This is a genomic window from Streptomyces ipomoeae 91-03 (genome assembly GCF_000317595.1).
Lineage (GTDB): Bacteria > Actinomycetota > Actinomycetes > Streptomycetales > Streptomycetaceae > Streptomyces > Streptomyces ipomoeae.
On record NZ_AEJC01000414.1, the window covers coordinates 19,754 to 44,068 of the forward strand.

A 24,315-nucleotide genomic window follows, 5' to 3' on the forward strand; every position below is an offset into this window, starting at 1 on the left:
GTTCGAACTATAGACGGACCCTCGGAGGGGGCGAGCGGCCCCCGGTTCATTTGCCTGTTACCGGGAGTTCGTTCGCGGTCGCGTGTGCTGTGTGTTTTCTGTCATTTTTGCCTGCTGTTGACAGTTGGCCGATTTGATCGTGATGATGTGTCCAACCTGTGCAAGGTTGAATTTTTTGTGAAGGGCGCCGACAGTGCTGTCGGTGTGCAAGTGGTCACTGTTCGAGCCGGGGGGCACGAAGGCGGGTGACCAGCGGGGGCTCTCGTCGTCGGCGTCAGGCCGGGGCGGGAAGGAAGAGGGGTTGGCTGTGCCGCTGAGTGCTCCGGCCCATGAGGGGCAGCGCGCGTGACAACCGTTTCCGAGCCCGCCGTCCAACGGACGACGGGTGGTTCGAACCATTCTCGACGGGCTCCTGCCGTCGCTTCGCAGTCGAGTTCCGGCCACACGCCGAACCCCGCGGTCGCCGCCGAGCGCGGAGACGTGTACGTCGAACCGGGCCTGACTCCGCTGGCGGCCCGCGAGGCCAACCGCAACGCCCTCACCTCGCTGCTCGACTCGGTCGGCGTCCCGTACTTCGCCGTACGCGGCACCTCCGACCACGGCACCGTCGTCGCCGTCGCGGAGCAGGACCGCGACCGGGTGCTGGGCGCCGTCTTCCGCGGCCTCGGCCACTACCCCGGCCATCTGAGCGTCATCGACCCCGATGTGCCCCGGCCCGCCCGCCCCGTCTCCACGCGCGACCCCAAGGCCTGGCGCGGGGTCTCCACGGCACGGGTGCTCCAGATCAGCTGGTACCGCACCGACCCCGGCCGGCATCTGCTCCTCGGCCACGAGTACGGCTGCGCCATCGAGTTCTGGCAGCCGCACGGCGACCATCTGATCGCCCCCCGCGCCAACCGCGCCACCTGGGCCGTCATGGCGAACGGGGCCAACGTGTACGGCGCCGCCCGGCTGTTCAGCCGCTTCGTGTCGGACTGGACCCCGGGGGCCCTCGCCCCCGCACTCGCCACCCGGCCGGAGTTCCTGGTCAACTGCGCCGACGACATCGACTTCCCCGTCGACGCCGTCTACACCTGGGTCGACGGCAACGACCCCGCCTGGCAGCGGCGCAAGGCGCAGGCGAAGGGCGAGGTCTACCACGCCGAGTCGGCGAGCGACGCGCGCTTCATCAGCCGTGACGAGCTGCGCTACTCGGTGCGGTCCCTGCATCTGTTCGCGCCCTGGATCCGCAACATCTACATCGTCACCGACGACCAGGTCCCGGCCTGGCTGCGCGAGGACGTCCCCGGGCTGCGGATCGCGAGCCACCGCGAGATCTTCCGCGACCCGGCGGACCTGCCGACCTTCAACTCCCACTCGATCGAGAGCCAGCTCCACCACATCGAAGACCTCGCCGAGCACTTCCTGTACTTCAACGACGACATGTTCATGGGCCGCCCGGTCGCGCCGCACGCCTTCTTCACCCCGACCGGCACCGCCCGCTACTTCCCCTCCCGCAACCGCATCCCGCAGGGCCCGGTCGTCGAGACCGACACCCCGGTCGACGCGGCCTGCAAGAACAACCGCGCGCTTCTACTGAAACGATTCGGCAAGGTCATCACCCAGCCGATGGAGCACATCCCGTACGCCCTGCGCCGCTCGGCGATGGAAGAGGCCGAACGGGACTTCCCCGAGGCCTGGGCGCGTACGGCGGCCAGCCGCTTCCGCGCGATGACCGACCTGTCGCCGACCTCGTCGTTCGCGCTCTACTACGCGGCGCTCACCGGACGCGCCCAGCCCGGCTCGATGCCCTTCACCTATCTGCAGCTGGCCGTGCCCGACCTCGCGGACCGTCTGCAACGGCTGCTCGACGGCAGGAACCAGGACACCTTCTGCCTCAACGACGCCTTCTCCACCCCCGAGGACATCGAGGCCCAGCAGGAACTCCTCGACGGATTCCTCAACTCGTACTTCCCCACCCCGAGCCCCTACGAGCGATGAACGGCCCCCACGAGCGATGAAACGGAGTTCATGACGTGTCCGACCCGACGTCCTTGAGCTCCGCGGCCCACGTCTACAAACGCCTCGTCCCACAGCCGGTGCGCACCGTCGCCGCGAGCACGGTCCCCGGCCGGGTGCGGCGCAAGGTCAAGCGCGGACTCGCCCGCGCCCTGGGCCGCCGTGAGGCACGGCTGCACCGGCGTGCCCTGCGGCGGGTGCGCAAGGCGGAGTTCGGGCGCTCCGAGCGCCGGACCCGGGCGCACGACGGCCGTATCGGGCATGTGCACACCGGACTGACCGTCGACCTCGCCCGCCGCCTCGACCACAACCTCGTCACCCATGCCCTCGACGCCGCGGACATCCCGTGGTTCGCCGTCCCCGCCCTCGATGACCGGCGGATCTGCCTCGCCGTCGAACAGCGGGACAAGGGCGCCGTACGCAGGGCACTACGCGCGTTGCTGGAGGAGCACACCGGATACGTGGTCTCCGTCTCACCCTCGAACAGCGAGACCCAGGACATCCCGGGCAGCCATGTGAAGGCGTGGAAGCACTTCGGGAAGGCCAAGGTGATCCGGCTCACCTGGCTGCGCACCGACCCCACCGAGAACCTGTGGGTCGGCGAGGACCAGGGCATCGAGATCGAGTTCTGGACCGTCAACACCGACCTGCCCCAGGAACGCGTCATCGGCCCCCGCCCCAACCGGGTCCAGCGAGCCGCGCCCAGCGACGCCCTCGGCATCGAGATCGGCCTCGACCGGCTCTCCGGCTACCTCGACATCGACGGCGCCATGGAGCCGACGATCACCCTGGAGAACTTCGACGTCCCCCGGCTGGAGGAGATCACCTTCCCCGTCGACGCGGTCCTCCTCCACCAGCACGCCACCCCCTGGGGCGAGGAACTGCTGCGCGCCGCCCTGCGCTCACTGCACCAGTACGCGCCCTGGACCGACGTCGTCCATGTGGTCGCGCAGGCCCCCGTACCGCCATGGCTCCAGGCCGACGAGCGGCTCAGCATCGTGCCCGCCAGGCCGGGCGCCGAGTGGCGGCTGCACCAACTGCCCGACATCGCCGAACAGTTCCTGCTGCTGCGCCCGGGAGCACTGCTCGGCCGCCCCGTCCGGGCCTTCGACTACTTCACCCCGCACGGCGTGACCCGCCCGCGCCGGGGCCCGTGGACCGCGCAGGAGTCCTTCGCGCCCTGGACCAGGGCCGCCTACGCCGCCACCGGACGCGTCGCCTCGCACGGCTGGGCCGAGGGTCCGCAGCCCTACAGCTGCGAGGTCTTCTCCCGGCTCGCCGAGTCCGGCACCGCGCCCCTGCCGCCGGCCGACGCGCAGACGCTGCCCGCGGTGCCGGGCACGCACCCCATGGACGGTCTGCTGCACCACATCGCGGCCGTCGCCGGACTCGCCGACCCCTCCGGCGAGGCGACCGTGGTCCTGCACGCCGCTCACCCCGGCATCGACAACCACCTGGAGCGGCTGCTCGTCCGCCGGGACAGCCAGCAGATCCAGTTCGTCGGCCTGGGGGCGCCGGCCGCCCTCGGCCGGGGCGGCACCGAGGCCGTCCTGCACTTCCTGCGCCGTTACCACCCCGTCCCCAGCATCTTCGAGCACGGGGCTCCCGAGGAGCCGGACAACCAGTCGTGAGCATGAGCAATCCCGAGGCGTCCGCCGTGATCGGGGCGTACCGCACCCTCGTTCCCACGGGGCTGCGGCGCCGGATCGCGCGCCGTGTACCGATGTGGCTGCGCATGGCGCTCAAACAACTCCTGCGCCACCTCCAGTCGTTCACTCTCGGCTCCCGGCTGCTCCGGGTGGCGCGCGCCCGCCGCCGCTGGCCGCAGCTGTTCGGCGAGGGGGAGCGGCTCGCCGCGCCGGCCGGGCGCGGGGCGCAGATCGCCCTCGTACGCCCGACCGTGTCGCCGCTCGGACTGCGCGAGGCCAACCTCGAACTGGTGGTGACCCTGCTGGAGGAGGCGGGCGTCGACTACTTCGCGATCCGCGGCAACTCCGACTTCCGCTCCTGCCTCGCGGTCGCCGAGACCGACCGCAACCGGGTGCGCGCGGCCCTGGACCGCTGCTCCGAGAGCGGGCCCGTCTACGTGACCGCCTGCCGGGGCGACGTCGCCGTGGGCCGTACCGCGCTGTGCGGCTCCAAGCCCGGCCGGCGGCTCGCGGGGGAGGCCCCGGTGCTGCGCGTCGGCATGCTGTGGAGCGACCAGGCCGGGTCCCTGATCCTGGGTCTGGAGCACGGCTGCGACATCGAGTTCTGGCGGCCGGAGGAGGGACGCCTGGTCGCGCCGCGCCCCAACCGGGTCACCGAGGACGTCGCGTCCGCCGAGCCCCGCGTCACCGTCCCCGTCAGCCGACTGACCGGCTTCGCCGCCCTGCACACCCGCCGCACCCGCTCGGTGCGCACCATCGCCCCGTGCGCCGACCCCCTGCCCGAGGACGTCCGCTTCCCCGTCGACGTCGTCTACACCTGGGTCGACGGCAACGACCCCGCCTGGCAGCGCCGACGCGCCGAGTACGGGCACTCCGGCTACCACACCGAGTCCGCGAACGCCGCCCGCTACATCAGCCGCGACGAACTGCGCTACTCACTGCGCGCCCTGGAGCAGAACGCCCCCTGGGTCCGCCACATCCACGTGGTCACCGACCGCCAGCGCCCGGCCTGGCTCGTCGACCGGCACCCCCGCATCACGGTCGTCGACCACTCCGAGATCTTCGACGACCCGAGCGCCCTGCCCACGTTCAACTCCCACGCCATCGAGAGCCGACTGCACCACATCCCGGGCCTCGCCGAGCACTTCCTCTACTTCAACGACGACATGTTCCTGGGCCGCCCCGTCACCCCGCAGGACTTCTTCCTGTCCAACGGCATGACCCGTACGTTCCTCTCGCCCTCCCAGGTCCCCCGGTGGGAGCGCACCCTCGGTGACCGCCCGGTCGACGCGGCCGGCAAGAACAACCGCCGGCTCCTGCTGGACAACTTCGGCTCGGCCATCGTGCAGAAGATCCGGCACGCCCCGTACGCCCTGCGTCGCAGCGTGCTCCACGAGATCGAGCGCGAGTTCGCCGACGCGCACCGGGCGACCTCGCACAGCCGGTTCCGCAGCGCCGACGACATCTCGATCCCGTCGTCGCTGTACCACTACTACGCGTACTTCACCGGCCGCGCCGTGCCCTCCGAGATCAGCTTCGCCTACCTCGACCTGGCCAGACCCGAGATCCAGCGGCGGCTCGGCATCCTGCTGGCGCGCCGCGACCGGCAGGCGTTCTGCATCAACGACACCCTCTCCGACGGACACGACACCGCCCGCCAGACGGCGATGCTCGGCCGGTTCCTTCGGGCCTACTACCCCGTGCCGAGTCCCTTCGAGCGGAAGGAGCGTGAGGTCCGGTGAAGATCTCCTTCCTGATCAACAACATCTACGGCATCGGGGGCACCAACCGCACGGTCATCAACCTCGCCGAAGCCCTGGCCGTCCACCACGAGGTCGAGATCGTCTCGGTGTTCCGGCGCACGACCGCCACGAAGTTCGAGATCTCCCCGAGGGTCACCGTCCGCGCCCTCGTCGACCTGCGGCCCGGATCGAGCGACCGGGGTGCCGCCGGGAGCGACGAGCCCAGCGAAGTGGTGCCGCGCCAGGAGGAGTTCTACGCGCAGTACAGCAGGTTCACCGACCAGCGCATCATCCGCGAGCTGAAGAAGACGGACGCCGACGTCGTGGTCGGCACCCGGCCCAGCCTCAACCTCTTCGTGGCCGCCCACACCCGCGACGGCGCCCTGCGCGTGGCCCAGGAACACATGACGCATCTGGCCATCCCGCCCGCCGTCCGCGCGGAGATGGCCCGCGTCTACCCGAGACTCGACGCCATCACCACGGTCACCGACGCCGACGCCCGCTCCTTCATGGAGAACACGCCGATCCCCGGCCTCGACGTGGTCGGCATCCCCAACAGCGTCCCCCAGCCCGCCGTACCGCCCTCCGACTGCACCCACAAGGTGATCGTCAGCGCCGGCCGCATGCACCACATCAAGCGGTACGACCTGCTGATCCGCGCCTTCGGCATGCTCGCCGAGGAGTTCCCCGACTGGCGCCTGCGCATCTACGGCGACGGCGGCGAGGCCGGCAAGCTCCGCGCCCTGGTCACCGAACTCGGCCTCGCGGGCCGGGCGTTGCTCATGGGCGGCTTCTCCCCGATCGAGTCGGAGTGGGCCAAGGGCTCCATCGCCGCCGTCACCTCCAGCGCCGAGTCCTTCGGCATGACCCTGGTGGAGGCCATGCGCTGCGGCCTGCCGGTGGTCTCGACCGACTGCCCCGTGGGCCCCCGCGAGATCCTGACCGACGGCGAGGACGGGCTGCTCGTGGCCAACGGCGACGTGGACGCCATCGCCTGGGGGCTGCGGCGCCTGATGGCCGACGACGCCCTCCGCCAGGCCATGGGCGCGACCGCGCTGCGCAACGCCGCCCGGTACGACCCCGCCCAGGTGGCCGCCCGCTACGTCGAGCTCTTCGAGGACGCGGCCCGGCGCCGGGCCGCCAAGGCCAAGGGGTACAAGGCCCCCGCCGGGCCCCGGAAGACCGCCGCCGCCCTCACCGCCGTACCCCCGACCTCCCTCGGCGCGGCCACCGTGGATGTGACGGCGGACGACGCGGGCTGGCTGCGGTTCTCCGCCGACGGGCCCGCCGAGGGCCGCCACCGCTGGCAGTTCGTGCTCCGCCACAAGCCCTCCGACGGCGAGCCCCTGCCCGAACTCCCGCTGCGCACCGTGCGCAAGCCGCTCGACAACGGCGGCACCCGCTACACGGCGGCCATCACCCCCTCCGCCCTCGACCACCTCGGCGACGGCCGCTGGCAGGTCACCATGCGCGCCCCCAAGACGGGAGCCGTCCACATGAAGGCCGGCATCCGCGACACCAGGGCCCTCATCGACGCCCGCGACCGGCTGATCGCCCGGCCGCCGACCGGCCCGGTCGGCTGGAACCTCCCGTACGCACAGCCGGGTGGCCGGCTCATGCTGCGCACCGTGCTCCGCCAGGACCACGCCGAATGCGTCGGCGTCGAGGTGACCGACACAGGCATCGCCCTGGAGGGCGTGCTCTGCGGCAGACGCCTGCTGAAGCCCGGCGCGCTCTTCGTCGTCACCCGGCGTGGCCGCCACTCGGCGCACTTCACGGTCCCCGTCCACCTGCTGGGCAGCCGGCGGTTCCGGGCCGAGGCGCCGGTGCGGTGGGTGGCCGACCACCGGCTGGAGCGCTGGGAGGACTGGGACTGGTGGCTGCGGCCCGACCCGGCCGACCGGAGCAGGATCCGCGTCTGCCATCTGCTGGAGGACTTCCCCGACGTCAAGGGCGCCTACGCCTACCCGGCCGTGCCCCTCGTGGGCGACGAGCCCTCCGAGTACGCCGTGATCCACCCGGCGCGCCCGGTGTGGGTGCGGCCGTACTGCTCGGCCTCGGGAGCCATGGCCATGAACGTCGTCGACCGCTAGGGCCCTTCTGATGGATCTCCGTGGCGTCGCGGCGCCCGGCACGCCCTCTCGCCGCACCGGGCACAAGCCCAAGTACATCCAGTACGAGGGCTTGCGCCCGGCACGCCGAGAGCACGCTCCCCCACTCTCGGCTTCGCTCGAGCGGGAGGGGCCCCCACGACGCCGCTCCTTCTCCCACGGAGATCCATCAGAAGGACCCTAGCCAGGACGGATGAGAGCGGATGAGAACCGTCAGGACGGATGTGGGATGAACCGGACGATATTCGTGCTCGGGGACTCCGTCCCCGCCCCTCGCAGCGACGAGGAGGCGCCCATGGCGGGCTGGGGCCAGAAGATCGAGGAGCTGCTTCTCGGCCCGACCGAGGTCGCCAACTACGCCCGCAGCGCCATGACCACCCGCAAGTACTTCACCGAGCGGTTCCCGGCGATGCTCAACCGCATGAAGCGCGGTGACGTCGTCCTCATCGGCTTCGGCTGCGTGGACCACATGATCCACAACGGCACCCGGTACGTCCCGATCCCCGAGTACAAGGAACTGCTCCGGCTGTTCGTGACCTACGTGCACCAGGAAGGCGGCGTGCCCGTCCTGGTCACCCCGATGGCCCGGTACGCGTTCTCCGCGACCGGCGAGGTCCTCAACACCCTCGGTGAGTACCCCCGCGCCATGGTCGAGGTCGCGGGCGAACTCGGCGCCCCGCTGGTCGACCTCACCTCCCGCACGGCGGAACTGTGGGCCGAGATCGGCCCCATGCGGCTGCGCCAGTACTTCTGCTGGGTGGACGCGGGCGACCACCCCCTCCACCCCGACGGCAGCGTCGACTCGACCCACCTCAACCACACCGGCGCCTACGAGGTGGCCCGCATCGTGGTGGCCGGGCTCTGCCACCTCGGCGTGCTCGACAAGTCCGAGGTGAACCTCCCCGCCCTCATGGAACCGCCGACGATGCCCCCGGTCTCCGGCGAGTTCACCATCCAGGCACCGGAGTCGGCGCTGCACTACGCCCAGCGCACCGGCGAGGCCCCGGTCGTCTCCAAGCCGGCCATGGGCGGCCTCGCGGGGCCCACGGTGAAGTTCACCGGCGTCGCCTCACCCGGCACGGACTACCTGCTCTTCTTCGAGGACGGCCAGTACCTCGGCGGTACGGGCGTCGGCGGCGCGGGTCAGTGGATCTGGCGCCGCTCGGTGAACTGGGCGGCGGGCGACCACGTCGTCCACATCGTGGGGCTGTGCGGCGACGGCTGCACGCCCGTGCGGGAGCACCGCTTCACCGTGCGGACCGAGGTCCCGGCGCCCCTGATCACGGCACCCGCCGAGGGCGCCTTCGCCGGGCCACGGCCCCGCTTCGCCGGCAAGGCGGCGCAGGGGGTCACCAAGGTGGTCCTCCTGGAACGCGGCATCCTCATCGGCGCCACCGGCGTCAACGACAACGGCGAGTGGTCCTTCACCCACGCCCACCCCTGGCTGCCCGGCACCCACACCATCGAGGTGATCGCCCTCTTCGGCGCCACCGAGTCCCCGGCGACCCCGTGCACGTTCAAGGTGGTCGGCATCCCCGAGAACAGTCCGATCAGGCTGTCCGGCGCCTCCCGCCACGAGTGCGCCGACGCCGTCTGCGAGCACCGGCCGTTCACGGGGGACTGGTAGCCGCCGCTGGAACTCCGTTGTCCGGCGGCGGCTCCGAGCCGAAGGCACGGCCGGCCGCGCGGGAGCGGAATGACAGAGGGCCTCCGCCCGGAAGCGAAGGCCCTCAACCATGTGTCCGGTGGTTACGCCGGAACCGAAGCCAGCCCGGGCTCCAGGAACTTCTTGCCGTTCACCCGCTCGGAGACGCCCTCGCGGTCCAGGTACGGCGTGATGCCGCCCAGGTGGAAGGGCCAGCCGGCGCCGGTGATCAGGCAGAGGTCGATGTCCTGGGCCTCGGCGACGACACCCTCGTCGAGCATGAGCCCGATCTCCTGGGCGACGGCGTCGAGGACGCGGGCCCGCACCTGCTCCTCGGTCAGGACGGAGTCGCCCTGCTTCAGCAGCGCGGCGACCTCGGGGTCCAGCTCCGGCTTGAAGCCGTTTTCCGCGGAGTAGACGTAGAAGCCGCGCTTGCCGGCCTCGACGACCGCCTTGAGGTTGGGGGAGACCTTGAAACGGTCCGGGAAGGCGCCGTGCAGGGTCTCGGAGACATGCAGACCGATGGCCGGGCCGACCAGTTCGAGCAGCACCAGCGGCGACATCGGCAGACCCAGCGGCTCGACCGCCTTCTCGGCCACGTCGACCGGCGTGCCCTCGTCGATCACGTTCTGGATCTCGCCCATGAAGCGGGTGAGGATGCGGTTCACGACGAACGCCGGGGCGTCCTTCACCAGAACCGCCGTCTTCTTCAGCTTCTTGGCGACGGCGAACGCCGTGGCCAGGGAGGCGTCGTCCGTCTTCTCACCGCGGACGATCTCCAGCAGCGGGAGGATCGCGACCGGGTTGAAGAAGTGGAAGCCCACGACCCGCTCGGGGTTCTTCAGCTTCGACGCCATCTCGGTGACCGACAGCGACGAGGTGTTGGTGGCGAGGATCGCGTGCGCCGGGGCGACCGCCTCGACCTCCGCGAACACCTGCTGCTTGACGCCGATCTCCTCGAACACGGCTTCGATGATGAAGTCCGCGTCCGCGAAGCCCTCGGCCTTGTCCAGCACACCGGTGACCAGGGCCTTGAGGCGGTTGGCCTTGTCCTGGTTGATACGGCCCTTGCCGAGCAGCTTGTCGATCTCGGCGTGGACGTAGCCCACACCCTTGTCGACGCGCTCCTGGTCGATGTCGGTCAGCACGACCGGCACCTCGAGGCGGCGCAGGAACAGCAGGGCGAGCTGGGAGGCCATCAGACCGGCGCCGACGACGCCGACCTTCGTGACCGGGCGGGCCAGGTTCTTGTCCGGGGCGCCCGCCGGGCGCTTGCCGCGCTTCTGCACCAGGTTGAAGGCGTAGATGCCGGCGCGCAGCTCGCCGCCCATGATCAGGTCGGCGAGGGCGACGTCCTCGGCGTCGTAGCCCTGCTGGAGGTCGCCGTTCTTGGCGGCGGCGATGATGTCCAGCGCGCGGTACGCGGCCGGGGCCGCCCCGTGCACCTTGGAGTCCGCGATGAAGCGGCCCTTGGCGACGGCCTGGTCCCAGGCCTCACCGCGGTCGATGACCGGGCGCTCGACCTCGATGTCACCCTTGATGACCTGGGCCGTCCAGACCAGCGACTGCTCCAGGAAGTCCGCGCCCTCGAAGATCGCGTCGGCGATGCCGAGGTCGTAGACCTGCTGGCCCTTGAGCTGCTTGTTCTGGTTGAGGCTGTTCTCGATGATCACCGAGACGGCCTTGTCGGCCCCGATCAGGTTGGGCAGCAGCGTGCAGCCGCCCCAGCCCGGGACGAGACCGAGGAAGACCTCGGGCAGCGAGAAGGCGGGCAGGGCCTTGGAGACGGTCCGGTACCGGCAGTGCAGACCGACCTCGACGCCACCGCCCATCGCGGCACCGTTGTAGTACGCGAAGGTCGGGACCGCGAGGGCGGACAGGCGCTTGAAGACCTCGTGGCCGCCCTTGCCGATGGCGAGCGCGTGGTCGTACTCCTTGAGGATCTCCACGCCCTTGAGGTCGGCGCCGACCGCGAAGATGAACGGCTTGCCGGTGACACCGACACCGACGATCTCGCCGGCCGCGGCCTCCTTCTCGACCTGGTCGATGGCGGTGTTGAGGTTCGCCAGCGAGCCCGGGCCGAAGGTGGTCGGCTTGGTGTGGTCGAAGCCGTTGTCCAGCGTGATCAGGGCGAAGCGCCCGGCGCCGTACGGCAGGTCGAGGTGGCGTACGTGCGCACTCGTGACGACCTCGTCCGGGAACAGGTCCGAGGCCTGCTTCAGAAGCTCGGCGGTGGTGCTCACTTGTCCCCCTCGAAGTGCGGGTTCTCCCAGATGACCGTCGCGCCCATGCCGAAGCCGACGCACATGGTGGTCAGGCCGTAGCGGACGTTCGGCTGTTCCTCGAACTGGCGGGCCAGCTGCGTCATCAGACGGACGCCGGAGGAGGCCAGCGGGTGACCGAAGGCGATGGCGCCGCCGTACTGGTTGACGCGCGCGTCGTCGTCGGCGATGCCGTAGTGCTCCAGGAAGGCCAGCACCTGGACGGCGAAGGCCTCGTTGATCTCGAACAGGCCGATGTCGTCGATGGACAGCCCCGCCTGGGCGAGCGCCTTCTCGGTGGCCGGGATGGGACCGTAGCCCATGACCTCCGGCTCGACACCCGCGAAGGAGTACGCGACGAGGCGCATCTTGACCGGCAGGTTGTTCTCGCGGGCGAAGTCCTCGCTCGCGATGATCGAGGCGGTGGCACCGTCGTTCAGACCGGCCGCGTTACCAGCGGTTACTCGCCCGTGCACCCGGAACGGCGTCTTCAGGTTCGCCAGGTTCTCCAGCGTGGTGCCGGGACGCATCGGCTCGTCGGCGGTGACCAGACCCCAGCCGGTCTCGCCGCCCTCGGGGTTCGTGCGGCGCACCGAGATCGGCACCAGGTCCTGCTGGATCTTGCCGTTGGCGTACGCCTTGGCGGCCTTCTCCTGCGAGCGCACGGCGTACTCGTCGGCACGCTGCTTGGTGATCGTCGGGTAGCGGTCGTGCAGGTTCTCGGCGGTCATGCCCATGAACAGGGCCGACTCGTCGACCAGCTTCTCGCTGACGAACCGCGGGTTCGGGTCCACGCCCTCGCCCATCGGGTGACGGCCCATGTGCTCGACACCACCGGCGATGGCGACGTCGTACGCGCCGAAGGCGACGGAACCGGCGACCGTGGTGACGGCGGTCAGGGCGCCGGCGCACATGCGGTCGATCGAGTAGCCCGGGACGGACTGCGGGAGACCGGCGAGGATTCCGGCCGTACGGCCGATGGTGAGCCCCTGGTCACCGATCTGCGTGGTCGCGGCGATGGCGACCTCGTCGATCTTCTGCGGCTCCAGACCGGGGTTGCGGCGCAGCAGCTCCCGGATCGCCTTCACGACGAGGTCGTCGGCGCGGGTCTCGTGGTAGATGCCCTTCGGGCCCGCCTTGCCGAACGGGGTGCGGACGCCGTCGACGAAGACGACGTCCCTGACGGTACGAGGCACGATGGCTCTCCTCCAGAGGTGCGGGATGGCACTACTGCTGCGCGGCACGCTGAGCGCGCGCTCAGTCCCATGCTACTTACGAGTAACAGCACTGCACACCCCTGGGCGGGTGAGCGGCGAAGGTCACATGGGTTGACTGAGGGTCGAGTGCGGCGATCGAGGGGTGGACGCTCTGGCGGCGGCCCCCCCCGGTGAAGCGCGTCCCGAACGGCGCGACCGGAAGCGCGAGTCCCTGAACCGGTCCAGCCTCTGGCTCGAAGCTGTCCCGAAATCTTTCGACCCCCTTGGCGAAATAGGGACTTTACCGGTTCAGTGACGGCTGTCAGAGTGCCGAACCAGCCAACCCACTCGTGCTCTTCCGTCCCGAACGGAGCTGGTGCGCACATGAACAACCGAAGGACACTCGCCGCCACAGGAACACTTCTCGCCGCCGCGCTCCTCGCGGCCGGCTGCACAGGCAGCGAAGGCAGCTCGAAGGGCGCCGACGCCAAGGCCCCCGACGATCCGTCCCAGGTCTCCGGAACCATCAAGGTCCTCACCCACCGCACCGACATCGTGCAGGACGGCACGATGAAGAAGTACGCGGACGCCTTCAACAAGAAATACCCGAAGGTCAAGGTCGTCTTCGAGGCCCTCACGGACTACGAGGCCGAGGTCAAGATCCGTATGAACACGGAGAACTACGGCGACGTCCTGATGATCCCGGCCGTCATCAAGAAGAACGACTACCCCAAGTTCTTCGCCTCGCTGGGCACCGAGGAGGAGCTGAGCAAGAAATACCGCTTCACCGGGTTCAGCGCGGTCGACGGCAAGGTCTACGGGCAGACCACGAACGGCGGCACCCCCGGCTTCCTCTACAACAAGCGGGTCTGGGCCGAGGCCGGCGTCACCGAATGGCCCACCGCACCGCAGGAGTTCCTCACCGCGCTGAAGGCCATCAAGGACAAGACCGACGCGATCCCCTACTACACCAACTTCGCCGCCCAGTGGCCGCTCACCTACTGGACGTACGTCAACGGCTCGGTCAGCTGCGACGTCCAGGCGACCAGCAGGCTCGCCGAGGGCGACCCATGGGCAAAGGGCGCCGATCTGCGCGTCGGCGACACCCTGCTGCACGACATCGTGAACCAGGGACTCATCGAGAAGGACCCGACGACCACCAACTGGGAGGGCTCCAAGCCCCGGTTCGCGAAGGGCGAGATCGCCACCGCGTGGCTCGGTTCCTGGGCGGTCCTGCAGTTCCGCCAGGCCGCCGAGAAGGCCGGCACCGATCCCGACGACATCGGCTTCATGCCGTTCCCCGCCCAGGTCGACGGCCAGTTCTGCGCGGTCCTCAGCCCCGACTACAACCAGGCCGTCAACATCAACTCCAAGCACAAGGAGGCGGCCCGCGCCTGGATCGACTGGTTCAGCACCGAGTCCGGCTACGCGGAGGACAATCTGCTGCCCTCCGTCCTCAAGGACGCCCCGCTGCCCGAGGCGCTGAAGCCGTACCAGCAGGCCGGGGTGAAGCTCATCGAGCTCGACGACTCCAAGGGCGGCCTGGTCAAGGAGATCGACAGCGCCTCCGAGGTCGGCCTCTACGGCCCCGCCTACCGGCAGGAACTCGTCGACCTCGCGCGCGGCGCCAAGGACGGCGACCTCGACGACTTCTTCGCCGACCTCAGCGAGCGCTGGACCGAGGCCCAGAAGACCGTGGGGTCCTGATGGCCCCCACGCACACCCAGGAGAAGACGGCGCGGCCCCCGACGGCCGAGCCCCCGCCCCCGGCATCCCGACGGGTGCCACGCAGGGTGTACGTGTGGCGAAAGCTCACCCCCTGGCTCTTCCTCGCCGCCCCGCTCGCCCTCCTGATCACCTTCACCTACGCGCCGGTCGCCAACATGCTGGCGTACAGCCTCACCGACTGGGACGGCGTCAGCCCCGACCTGAACTACATCGGCGTCGACAACTACGTCGAGATCTTCACCCGCCCCGAGCTGTTCCAGGTCTTCTTCGTCAGTGGCTACTACCTGGCCGCCTCCGCCGTGCAGATAGCCGCCGCCCTCTACTTCGCGACGATCCTCAGCTTCAACGTCCGCTTCCGGAACTTCTTCAAGGGCGTCCTCTTCTTCCCGTATCTGATCAACGGGGTCGCGATCGGTTTCGTCTTCCTCTACTTCTTCCAGGACGGCGGCACCCTCGACTCCGTCCTCGCCCTCTTCGGGTACGAGACGGACCGGGCCTGGCTGGGCACGTCCACCTCCGCGAACATCTCCCTCGCGGGCGTCTCCGTCTGGCGCTACCTGGGCCTGAACTTCGTCCTCTTCCTCGGCGCGATCCAGTCCATCCCCGGGGAGCTGTACGAGGCCGCCGAGCTGGACGGCGCGAACCGCTGGCACCAGTTCCGGTACATCATCGCGCCCGGCATCAAACCGGTCCTGAGCCTGAGCGTGATCCTCTCGATCTCCGGGTCCCTCTCGGTCTTCGAGATCCCGTACATCATGACCGGCGGCGCCACCGGTACCGAGACCTTCGTGATCCAGACGGTCAAGCTCGCCTTCCAGTTCAACAAGACGGGCCTGGCCTCCGCCGCGGCGGTCGTCCTGCTGCTGATCATCCTGGCGGTGACATGGCTGCAACGCCGTCTGGTCCCCGACGACAGGGTGGACCTCGTATGACACTGACGTCCCCAACCCCCGTGATACGCCGCCGAGTGGCCCGCGCACTGACGTATCTCTCCCTCGTCGTGGCGTCGATCGTGGTCCTGCTGCCCCTGGTGGTCGTTCTGCTGACGTCGCTCAAGACGGAACAGCAGATGTCCGACGACAGCGGAGCCCTGACCCCGCCGGACGACTTCCTGAACCTCGCGAACTACGCGACGGCGTTCCGGGACGGCGAGATGCTCGCCGCCTTCGGCAACACGGCCTTCATCCTCTGCTTCGCCGTCACCGGAACGGTCCTCATCGGCTCCATGGCGGCCTACGCCATCGACCGCTTCACCTTCCGCTTCCGGAAACTCGTGGTGGCCCTCTTCCTCGTCGCCACCCTCGTCCCCGGGGTCACCACCCAGGTGGCGACCTTCCAGATCGTCGACAGCTTCGGCATGTTCGACACCCTCTGGGCCCCGATCGCCCTCTACATGGGCACCGACATCGTCTCGATCTACATCTTCCTGCAGTTCGTACGGTCCATCCCGATCTCTCTCGACGAGTCGGCCCGCCTGGACGGCGCGAACGCCTTCACGATCTACCGGAAGATCATCTTCCCGCTCCTGAAACCCGCGATCGCCACCGTCGTCATAGTCAAGGGCATCACGGTCTACAACGACTTCTACATCCCCTTCCTCTACATGCCCTCCGACGACCTCGGCGTGATCTCGACCTCCCTCTTCCGCTTCCAGGGCCCCTTCGGCGCCCACTGGGAGACGATCTCGGCAGGAGCGGTCCTGGTCATCCTGCCGACACTGATCGTCTTCCTGGCATTGCAGAGGTTCATCTACAACGGCTTCATGAGGGGAGCGACGAAGTAGGCCCCACCCCCATGAGGCAGGGCCATGGCCAGGCGGTGAGCCGAGGGTGCGTCGGCTCACCGACCTGGCCGAGGCGTCGGCGCGGCTACTCGTCAGGCGCGAACCCGGCTCAGCCCTTCGGGTTGCTCATCCAGCCGGAGGTCTTGCAGCGGCTGCCGTTGCAGATCTCGACCCGCATGCCCCACAGCGGCTCCTCGCCCTTGAAGGGCTTCCTCAGCCACTGCTGGTAGCCGGAGCAGTTCTTGGTGTACTTCCGCCACGGCCCCTTCCACACGTACGGCTTCTGGTTGGCGTAGCTGTACTGCTGCGCCTGGATGCGCATCTTGGGCTTCTTGCCGTCCTTGCACGCGGTGTCGTTCACGGACATGCTCACCACGGCGGAGAACCGGCCGGTGAACTTCACCGTGGCGCTGCCGCAGGCACCGGTGAAACAGACGTCCTTGCGGGCCTGCGCGGAGACATCGCCGGCGGCGACCATCGACGACCGCGCCGACGTACCGGTGGCCGTGGCGGCGGCCACGGGGGAGGCGGTGGCGAACAGCGGTGTGCCGAGGGCCGCCAGGGCGGTGGCCGCCGTCATCGCGGTGCGGATGCTGAGGGGCATGGTTCGTCCTCGTCCTTTCCGTGTGGGTTTGGTGCGGACGTTCGGATCACCGCGAACGTCCGGATCGCTGTGGAGAGCTGGATCACTACGAGCGACCGGCCGGCCGGTGGCGTTCATGGCGATCGGCGTCGACCGGGCCGGTGATTCGAGTTCAGCCTGGTCGGAGTTGTTCAGCAGGCCCCCTTCGCCACAACTGAACAAAACGGCGGCGTGGGTTGAGCGGGGCATGACGGGTAAGGCAGGAGAGGAGAGTCGGGGGACGAGGGGACCAGTGCGATGGGGCGCCGCGAGAGGCCGGTGGATCCGAACGAGGGTCCTGTGCAGAGCTTCGCCTACGCCCTGCGGAAGCTGCGGCGGGAGGCGGGCGGCCCCACCTACCGGGAGATGGCGCGCCGGGCGCACTACTCGGTGACCGCCCTCTCCCAGGCCGCCGCCGGCGAGCAACTGCCGTCCCTCGCCGTCACCTTGGCGTACGTACGGGTCTGCGGCGGCGACCCCGGGGAGTGGGAGCGCCGCTGGCGGAGCGCGAGCGAGGCGGCCGAGGAACGCCGACCGCCGGACGACTCGGGCCGCTCCCCCTATCAGGGGCTGGCCCGGTTCGAGCCGGACGACCACGAGCGGTTCTTCGGCCGGGACGAACTGATCGACCGATTACGGCGGTTGGTGGGCGAGCGACGCTTCACGGCGGTGTTCGGGGCGTCGGGAAGCGGGAAGTCGTCGTTGCTGCGGGCGGGGCTGATCCCCGCGCTGCGGGCGGAGGGCGGCGGCGGAACGGGCGCTTCCCTGGCCGCGATACGCGTCCTCACGCCGGGCGAGCGTCCCCTGCGCACCCATGCGGAGGCGCTGAAGCCGAAGGGAAGGGAAGCCGAGGAGAAGCGAGCGGAGGGAGCCGGAGGCGGGAGCGAGGGCGACACCGTCATCGTCGTCGACCAGTTCGAGGAGGTCTTCACCCTCTGCCATGACCCGGCGGAGCGCGCCCAGTTCATCGACCGGTTGCTCGCCGCCCGCGAAGAGGGGAGCCGGTTGCGGGTCGTCATCGCCGTACGGGCCGATTTCTACGGCCGGTGCGGTGAACACCGGGCGCTGGCCGAGGCGTTGTCGGAGTCCGGGCTGCTGGTCGGACCGATGGGTCCGGAGCAGTTGCGCGCGGCGGTGGTGGGGCCCGCCCAGTCGGCCGGGCTGATCGTCGAGCGGGAGCTGACCGCCAGGCTGGTCGCCGAGGTGGAGGGGGAGCCGGGCGGGCTGCCGCTGATGTCGCACGTCCTGCACGAGACCTGGCGGCGCCGCCGGGGCCGGGCGCTGACGGCGGAGGCGTACGAGGCGGCGGGCGGACTGCACGGGGCCATCGCCCAGACCGCCGAGGAGGTGTACACCTCCCTCTCCGCCCCGCAGGCGGCCCTGGCCCGCTCGATCCTGCTCCGGCTGATCACCCCCGGCGAGGGCTCCCAGGACACCCGCCGACCCGTACCCCGCACGGAACTCGACTTCATGGAGACCTTGGGTGTCCCGGCCCGCTCGGCCGCCCCCGACCACCCCGACGACGTGGCCCTCGTGCTGGACCGGCTGGTACGGGCCCGGCTCGTCACCGTCGACGCGGGGACCGTCGATCTGGCGCACGAGGCGCTGATCAGCGCCTGGCCCCGGTTGCGGGGGTGGATCGAGGAGGACCGGGAACGACTGCGGACGCATCGGCGGCTCACGGAGGCGGCGCAGGCATGGGACGAGCTGGGGCGTGAACCGGGCGCGCTGTATCGCGGAACGCGGCTCGACACCGCCGTGGAACTCTTCGCCGGCCCCGAGCGGCAAGGTGAACTCACCTCGCTGGAGGGGGCGTTCCTGGCGGCCGGACGGGCGGCGCGGCGCGGGGAGCGGCGCAGGCGGCGCGGGCTGGCCGGGAGCCTCGCCGTGCTGGTGGTGCTGGCGCTGGTCGCCGGAGCCGTGGCCTGGCAGCAGGGCCGTACCAGCGAGCGGCGACAGTCGGAGGCCGAGGCCCGCCGGATCGCCGCGCTGGCGGACAGCATGCGGTACTCCGATCCGGTACGGGCGATGCGACTGAGCGTGGCGGCGTGGCGGCTGGCGGAGACGACCGAGACGCGCTCGGCGTTGCTGGGCGCGGTGACACAGCGGGAGGAGGACACGTTCGCGGTGCCCGGCGCGGAGACCGGTGACACGGGGTCGAGTTCGACCACCGGGCGCCACCTCGTCGAGGACGGCCGGACCCTGGTCTCCGTGGCGACGGACCGGATCACCACGTGGGACGTGCGCACCCATCGCCGTACGCACTCCTACCCCGGGCTCGGCGAGCTGAGTGAAACCGGTGAGGTGGACGTGCGGCCGGACGGGCGTCAGCTCGCGCTGGCGTCGTACAACGAAGACAGCGTCAGACTGTGGGACCTCCGGACCGGGCGCGTCACCGCCACGCTGCCCACGGGGCCCACGGAGAGCGCGTGGTTCGGGCCCAGCGGACACAGCCTGGTGGTGCGGACCGCGGCCGACGAGGCTGACGGCGGCCCGGTGGCCGTGCAGGTCTGGGACACGCGCACCCACAGGACACTGGTCCGCGTCCCGGTGTCGGCGGAGGAATCGGTGCAGGCCACGGCCGTCAGCCCGGACGACCGATGGCTGGCGCTGTGCACGGACACCCGTCCCCTGGAGATCTGGTCCCTCTCCGGACGGCCGGGACAACGGCAGGACAGGCCCCTGCCCTGGCCGTCCGGGGCGGGAGCGCGGCCCTCCTGCTCCGAGGGCGCCCCGCCGTTCACCTTCGCGCCCGACAACCGGACCCTGGCGATCGGAACGGAGACCGGTATCCGGCGGGTGGACTTCCGCTCGGGCCAAGAGGCCACGGAGATCGAGGAGAACGAGCTGGGCTGGTTCCGCTTCAGCGCGGACGGCCGGTTCCTCGCGGCCACCGGGCCCAGTCGGTTCCTGCTGTGGCGCCTGTCGGACCCGGAGACACCCGTCTTCGCCCATCCCCTGCCCGACGACATGCTCCCCGGGTTCGACACCTTCGACTTCGAACTCGACTTCGCCGAGCACACCCTGCGCTACCTCAACATCTCCCAAACGGTCGTCCGCTCCCTGGACCTGGGCTCGGCCCTCGACGCGCGGTGGGAGGAACGCCCGGTCGACGGCGCGGCGTCGTCCCAGGACGGCACCGCGCTGGCCGTCCGGAGAAACACGGGCCCCGCCGCCGGTTACCGGATACTGGACCTCCGCCGTGGTGACGCCCTCCCCACGACCCCACTGCCGGGCAAGCCCTGTCCCATGCTTCAGGACGACATGGAGGACGGGATCGCCGGCTGCGCCGACCTCATGGCCTTCAGCGGCGACGGCAGGTTCTTCGCCTACGGCACCGGATGGGACGGACGGAGCGCCGAGACGCCGGAACGGCAGCGCGTCACCGTCTGGGACGTGGCGGCGCGGCGTGAACGCACCGTCCTCGACCTGCCCATCGGCGACGGGGAGGCTTTGCAGGGCATAGCGCTCAGCCACGACGGAGCCCTTCTGCTGGCTTTCCGGACCATGGCCGGGGATGCGTTCGACGTATGGGACGTACGCACGCGCAAACGGGTCGACAGGCTGCCGCGGAAGGCCGACTCCGGCCACGGGTTCGAGGCCGCGAGCGGTAGCTTCGGCAGCGAGACACAGCTGCTGGCCGTGAGCCCGGACACTCGTACGATCGTGTCTCCCGAGGGCGCGGTCGCCGACCGCCGGACCGGGCGGGTCGAGCGACGCGCGCTCGGCGACGACATGACCAGCGCGATGGCCTTCAGCCCGGACGGCAGTCGCCTGGCCGTGGGTGACCTGAACGGCCACGTCACACTCTGGAACGGAACGGTGAGCAGACGCGTGGGGTCGTTCTCCGGCACGTCCCCGACCGTCTACACGAACACCGCCGACAGCGTGACCGCCCTCGCGTTCTCCGCAGACGGCCGCACCCTCGCGGTCGGCGGTGACTCCGGGAGCGTCCAACTCTGGGACGTCGCCTCCAACCGCCCCCTGGGCTCCCCCCTGCTCACACCCGGCGGCCCGGTCCTCGCGCTGGCGTTCGACGCGAACAACGGCTCCCTGTACGTCTCCGGCAGACACCAGCCGACCCAGCGCTACGACCTGACCCCGGCCCACCTGGCCGACCAGGCCTGCGAGCGCGCCGGGGGCGGCCTGACGAGAGAGGACTGGAAGACGTACCTGCCGGACCTGCGGTACCGCGAAACATGTTGACGAGCCCTTGGCGGAGGGGACCCTTATGGCCGCCGGATATGCGCGGCGCCGCCGCTTTCAAGGGGCGCGGGGCTGTGTCAATTTGCGGCTCCGCCGCGTGGGCGCGAGCAACTACGACGAACCCGCACCCGCCGGCGACGCAGACCCCCTACGGCGACTAGGGATTCTTCACCGCCAGCGCCCCCACCAACACCGGCGCGACCAACCCGATCTGCCAAGGCCGAGCCCCGTACCCGGCAAGAGCCTCAGAGATCGACTCGGCGTCAGCCGTGACCGGCGGCTCCCAACAGATCCGCCGCACCGTATCCGGCGTGATCACGTTCTCCTGAGGCATGTTCACCTGCTCGGCCAGCGCCGACACGGCGGCACGGGCGGCCGACAGCCGAGCCGCGGCGGCCGGATCCTTGTCGGCCCAGGCCTTCGGCGGCGGAGGCCCGGTGACCGGCTGCCCATGGGCTGGCAGCGCGGAGTCGGGAAGGGCCTTGGCCCGATCCACGGCGGCCTGCCACTGCTCGAGCTGCCGCCGCCCCATCCGATGCCCGAACCCGTTCAGCACGGCAAGGGCGTGCACGTTGCCCGGCAGGGCAAGCGCGGCCTCCACGATCGCCGCGTCACTGAGCACCTTGCCCGGCGACACGTCCCGCCGCCGGGCGATACGGTCACGGGCCTCCCACAGCTCCCGTACGACCGCCATCTGCCGACGCCGCCGTACCTTGTGCATCCCGGACGTACGGCGCCACGGGTCCTTGCGCGGCTCGGGCGGCGGCGCGGTCGCGATGGCCTCGAACTCCTGGCGGGCCCACTCCAGCTTCCCCTGCCGGTCCAGCTCCTTCTCCAGCGCGTCGCGCAGATCGACGAGGAGCTCCACGTCGAGGGCGGCATAGCGCAGCCACGGCTCGGGCAGCGGACGCGTGGACCAGTCGACGGCGGAGTGGCCCTTTTCGAGGACGTAACCGAGGACGCTCTCGACCATGGCGCCGAGGCCGACGCGGGGGAACCCGGCGAGGCGGCCGGCCAGCTCGGTGTCGAAGATCAGGGTGGGGACCATGTCTATCTCACGCAGACAGGGCAGGTCCTGGGTGGCCGCGTGGAGCACCCACTCCACTCCGGAGAGCGCCTCGCCGAGGCCGGAGAGGTCGGGGCAGGCGACGGGGTCGATGAGCGCGGTGCCCGCGCCCTCGCGTCGCAGCTGGACGAGGTAGGCGCGCTGGCCGTAGCGGTATCCGGACGCGCGTTCGGCGTCGACGGCGACGGGACCGGAGCCGGCGGCGAAGGCGGCGATCACCTCGGCGAGCGACGACTCGTCGGCGATGACCGGCGGAATGCCGTCCCGTGGCTCCAGCAAAGGGATCGGCGCCTCCGCTTCAGAAGATCCGCCGTCGTCCGGAGGGGCGCCTCCGGTGGTTCGCAGTGGGCTGTCTGCTGCGGTCTCTTGGGCGTCGGTCACCTGTCAAGGGTATCTGTGTATGGACATGGCCCGTCGACGGAACGTTCCGGCGACGGGCCTTCGAGGGTCGTAAACCAGTCATCTGTCACACGTGTCAGTGAAATTTCCCAATGAACCGGGAGGGGACGGGCATCAATGGATGATTCCGGCCCCTCTCGCTCGCCGTATCCCGTTTCTCAGGGGGCGCACGGTGTCTCCTGTCTCAGTGGATGATCCCGGTACGCAGGGCGACGGCCACCATGCCGGCGCGGTCGCCGGTGCCGAGCTTGCGGGCGATACGGGCGAGGTGGCTCTTGACGGTGAGCGCGGACAGGCCCATCGAAACGCCGATCGCCTTGTTCGACTGGCCCTCCGCGACCAGCCGCAGCACCTCCACCTCGCGGCCCGACAGCTCCCGGTAGCCGCCCGGGTGGCTCGGGGCACCCGGGGGACGGCGGTGCATACGGGTGGCGCCGATGGGTGCGGCGCCGGGGCGGGTGGGCACTCCGATGTTGGTGCGGGTACCGGTGACGACGTATCCCTTCACACCGCCCGCCAGGGCGTTGCGTACGGCGCCGATGTCGTCGGCGGCGGAGAGGGCGAGGCCGTTGGGCCAGCCCGCGGCGCGGGTCTCGGAGAGAAGGGTCAGGCCGGAGCCGTCCGGCAGATGGACCTCTGCGACGCAGATGTCACGAGGGTTGCCGACGCGGGGACGGGCCTCGGCGATGGACGAGGCCTCGATGACATCGCGGACCCCGAGGGCCCACAGATGGCGGGTGACGGTCGACCGGACGCGCGGATCGGCCACGACGACCATCGCGGTCGGTTTGTTCGGACGGTAGGCGACCAGGCTTGCGGGCTGCTCGAGGAGAACGGACACCAGGCCTCCTGGGTGGGGGACGGGGGGCCGGCTCGCTGGGCTCGTGGGGTTGAAGCCGGGACGAACCGTGATTTCAAGGTCACAGAGGTCTTCGGCATCAAACCCATGCTCCTTTAGAAAAAGATCACGATTTGGTGAGTAACAATACGTGCAATTCGGACACGTCTTCGATCATTCGAAGATCGAACGGTGTCGCTTCACGTCGATACGCGGCCGAAAGTGGCCGTATCGACAAAGTGATGGTTTCCATCGGCGTGGCGTGCCCGTGAAGGGCGCGGAGCCGCACACGACAGCGAAGCCGTAGACGACAAAGGCGTACACGACAAAGGACCGCACGCCCCACGGCGAACGGTCCTTGTTTCCACGACCCCCGCGAAGAACTCAGCGAGACTGCGGCCCCCGCCGCTGCGGCAGCGTCACCACCGCCGCATCCCCGGGATCCACCGCCGGAGGCAACCCGGCGATCTGCGCGAGCAGGTCGCACCAGGACGCGAGATGCGCGGCCGTGTCGGGAACCCCGCCCAGCATCTCCCGAGGCGTCCAGGACGCCCGGATCTCGATCTGCGAGGCGGCGGGCCGGGTCGACAGCCCGCCGAAGTAGTGCGAACTCGCGCGCGTCACCGTCCCGCTCGGTTCGCCGTACGACAGCCCACGGGACTGCAGCGCTCCGGTCAGCCACGACCAGCACACGTCCGGCAACAAGGGATCCGCGGCCATCTCGGGCTCCAACTCGGCGCGAACCAGCGTCACCAGCCGGAAGGACCCCCGCCAGGCGTCGTGCCCGGCGGGGTCGTGGAGCAGGACGAGACGGCCGTCGGCCAGATCCTCGTCGGCCTCGACGACCGCCGCCTCCAGCGCGTACGCGTACGGCGCGAGCCGTTGGGGCGGCCGGGTCGGCTCGATCTCGATCTCCGGGCGCAGCCGTGTGGTCTTCAACGCGTCGACGGCGGAGCGGAACGGCAACGGCGCCGCCTCCAACCCGTCGCGCTCCCCCTCATTCGTGTCGTCCATTCCGTCCGCGCCGTCCGACAGTCGTTCCTGAGCCGCAGCCATGCCGGAACACTAAGG

The 24,315-nt window shown here is 70.2% G+C and carries 15 protein-coding genes; 9 read left to right on the top strand and 6 right to left on the bottom strand.

Annotated features, from left to right (window positions below; all coding sequences use genetic code 11):
* Window positions 1-480 precede the first annotated feature (480 nt).
* The 5 genes from STRIP9103_RS27320 (at window position 481) to STRIP9103_RS27340 (ending at window position 9,127) form a co-directional block, all read left to right on the top strand.
* Complete coding sequence (locus tag STRIP9103_RS27320; protein WP_009324670.1) at window positions 481-1,980, top strand: stealth family protein; 1,500 nt, start codon at window positions 481-483, stop codon at window positions 1,978-1,980.
* Between the two features lie 35 nt (window positions 1,981-2,015).
* Window positions 2,016-3,629 carry an exopolysaccharide phosphotransferase family protein gene (locus STRIP9103_RS27325; RefSeq protein ID WP_009324618.1) on the top strand — a complete coding sequence of 538 codons (1,614 nt, stop codon included), beginning with the start codon at window positions 2,016-2,018 and terminating at the stop codon, window positions 3,627-3,629.
* Entirely contained in the window at window positions 3,626-5,389 is a 1,764-nt protein-coding gene (locus tag STRIP9103_RS27330) for a stealth family protein (RefSeq protein ID WP_009324705.1), read from the top strand. Before STRIP9103_RS27325 ends, STRIP9103_RS27330 begins: the two co-directional genes overlap by 4 nt.
* Window positions 5,386-7,482: a glycosyltransferase family 4 protein gene (locus STRIP9103_RS27335; protein WP_009324613.1), complete on the top strand. Its 2,097-nt coding sequence runs from the start codon at window positions 5,386-5,388 to the stop codon at window positions 7,480-7,482. The genes STRIP9103_RS27330 and STRIP9103_RS27335 overlap by 4 nt, the downstream gene beginning before the upstream one ends.
* Window positions 7,483-7,729: 247 nt before the next feature.
* A complete protein-coding gene (locus tag STRIP9103_RS27340) occupies window positions 7,730-9,127 on the top strand; it encodes a GDSL-type esterase/lipase family protein (RefSeq protein WP_048821074.1) in 1,398 nt (465 codons plus the stop codon).
* 122 nt (window positions 9,128-9,249) lie between these two features.
* On the opposite strand, the gene STRIP9103_RS27345 is transcribed toward STRIP9103_RS27340, so the two are convergent.
* The gene (locus STRIP9103_RS27345; protein ID WP_009324687.1) at window positions 9,250-11,388 is read right to left on the bottom strand and encodes a 3-hydroxyacyl-CoA dehydrogenase NAD-binding domain-containing protein; all 2,139 of its coding nucleotides are present in this window, start codon (window positions 11,386-11,388) and stop codon (window positions 9,250-9,252) included.
* Entirely contained in the window at window positions 11,385-12,602 is a 1,218-nt protein-coding gene (locus STRIP9103_RS27350) for a thiolase family protein (RefSeq protein WP_009324635.1), read from the bottom strand. Before STRIP9103_RS27350 ends, STRIP9103_RS27345 begins: the two co-directional genes overlap by 4 nt.
* A gap of 384 nt (window positions 12,603-12,986) precedes the next feature.
* Here STRIP9103_RS27350 and STRIP9103_RS27355 point away from each other — a divergent pair, with 384 nt between their 5' ends.
* The 3 genes from STRIP9103_RS27355 to STRIP9103_RS27365 are packed head-to-tail and all read left to right on the top strand — an operon-like array spanning window position 12,987 to window position 16,113.
* Window positions 12,987-14,309: an ABC transporter substrate-binding protein gene (locus STRIP9103_RS27355; RefSeq protein ID WP_009324709.1), complete on the top strand. Its 1,323-nt coding sequence runs from the start codon at window positions 12,987-12,989 to the stop codon at window positions 14,307-14,309.
* Window positions 14,309-15,262, top strand: coding sequence for a carbohydrate ABC transporter permease (locus tag STRIP9103_RS27360; protein WP_048821075.1), 954 nt, complete (start codon window positions 14,309-14,311; stop codon window positions 15,260-15,262). Before STRIP9103_RS27355 ends, STRIP9103_RS27360 begins: the two co-directional genes overlap by 1 nt.
* A complete protein-coding gene (locus STRIP9103_RS27365) occupies window positions 15,259-16,113 on the top strand; it encodes a carbohydrate ABC transporter permease (protein WP_234022307.1) in 855 nt (284 codons plus the stop codon). Before STRIP9103_RS27360 ends, STRIP9103_RS27365 begins: the two co-directional genes overlap by 4 nt.
* 109 nt (window positions 16,114-16,222) lie before the next feature.
* Here the strand turns inward: STRIP9103_RS27365 and STRIP9103_RS27370 are convergent, their stop codons facing one another.
* Window positions 16,223-16,717 (bottom strand): hypothetical protein, encoded by a 495-nt coding sequence (locus tag STRIP9103_RS27370; RefSeq protein ID WP_048821077.1) that lies wholly within the window; start codon window positions 16,715-16,717, stop codon window positions 16,223-16,225.
* Between the two features lie 318 nt (window positions 16,718-17,035).
* On the opposite strand from STRIP9103_RS27370, the gene STRIP9103_RS27375 reads away from it, so the two are divergent.
* The gene (locus STRIP9103_RS27375; protein WP_009324691.1) at window positions 17,036-20,941 is read left to right on the top strand and encodes an nSTAND1 domain-containing NTPase; all 3,906 of its coding nucleotides are present in this window, start codon (window positions 17,036-17,038) and stop codon (window positions 20,939-20,941) included.
* Between the two features lie 157 nt (window positions 20,942-21,098).
* Here STRIP9103_RS27375 and STRIP9103_RS27380 read toward each other — a convergent pair whose 3' ends face one another.
* The 3 genes from STRIP9103_RS27380 to STRIP9103_RS27390 form a co-directional block, all read right to left on the bottom strand.
* Window positions 21,099-22,388 (bottom strand): HRDC domain-containing protein, encoded by a 1,290-nt coding sequence (locus STRIP9103_RS27380; protein ID WP_078614062.1) that lies wholly within the window; start codon window positions 22,386-22,388, stop codon window positions 21,099-21,101.
* A gap of 202 nt (window positions 22,389-22,590) precedes the next feature.
* On the bottom strand, window positions 22,591-23,247 hold the full coding sequence (locus STRIP9103_RS27385; RefSeq protein ID WP_009324660.1) for a helix-turn-helix transcriptional regulator: 657 nt from the start codon (window positions 23,245-23,247) through the stop codon (window positions 22,591-22,593).
* A 381-nt stretch (window positions 23,248-23,628) separates the two neighbouring features.
* Entirely contained in the window at window positions 23,629-24,258 is a 630-nt protein-coding gene (locus STRIP9103_RS27390; protein WP_048821079.1) for a DUF3000 domain-containing protein, read from the bottom strand.
* Between the last annotated feature and the right edge of the window lie 57 nt (window positions 24,259-24,315).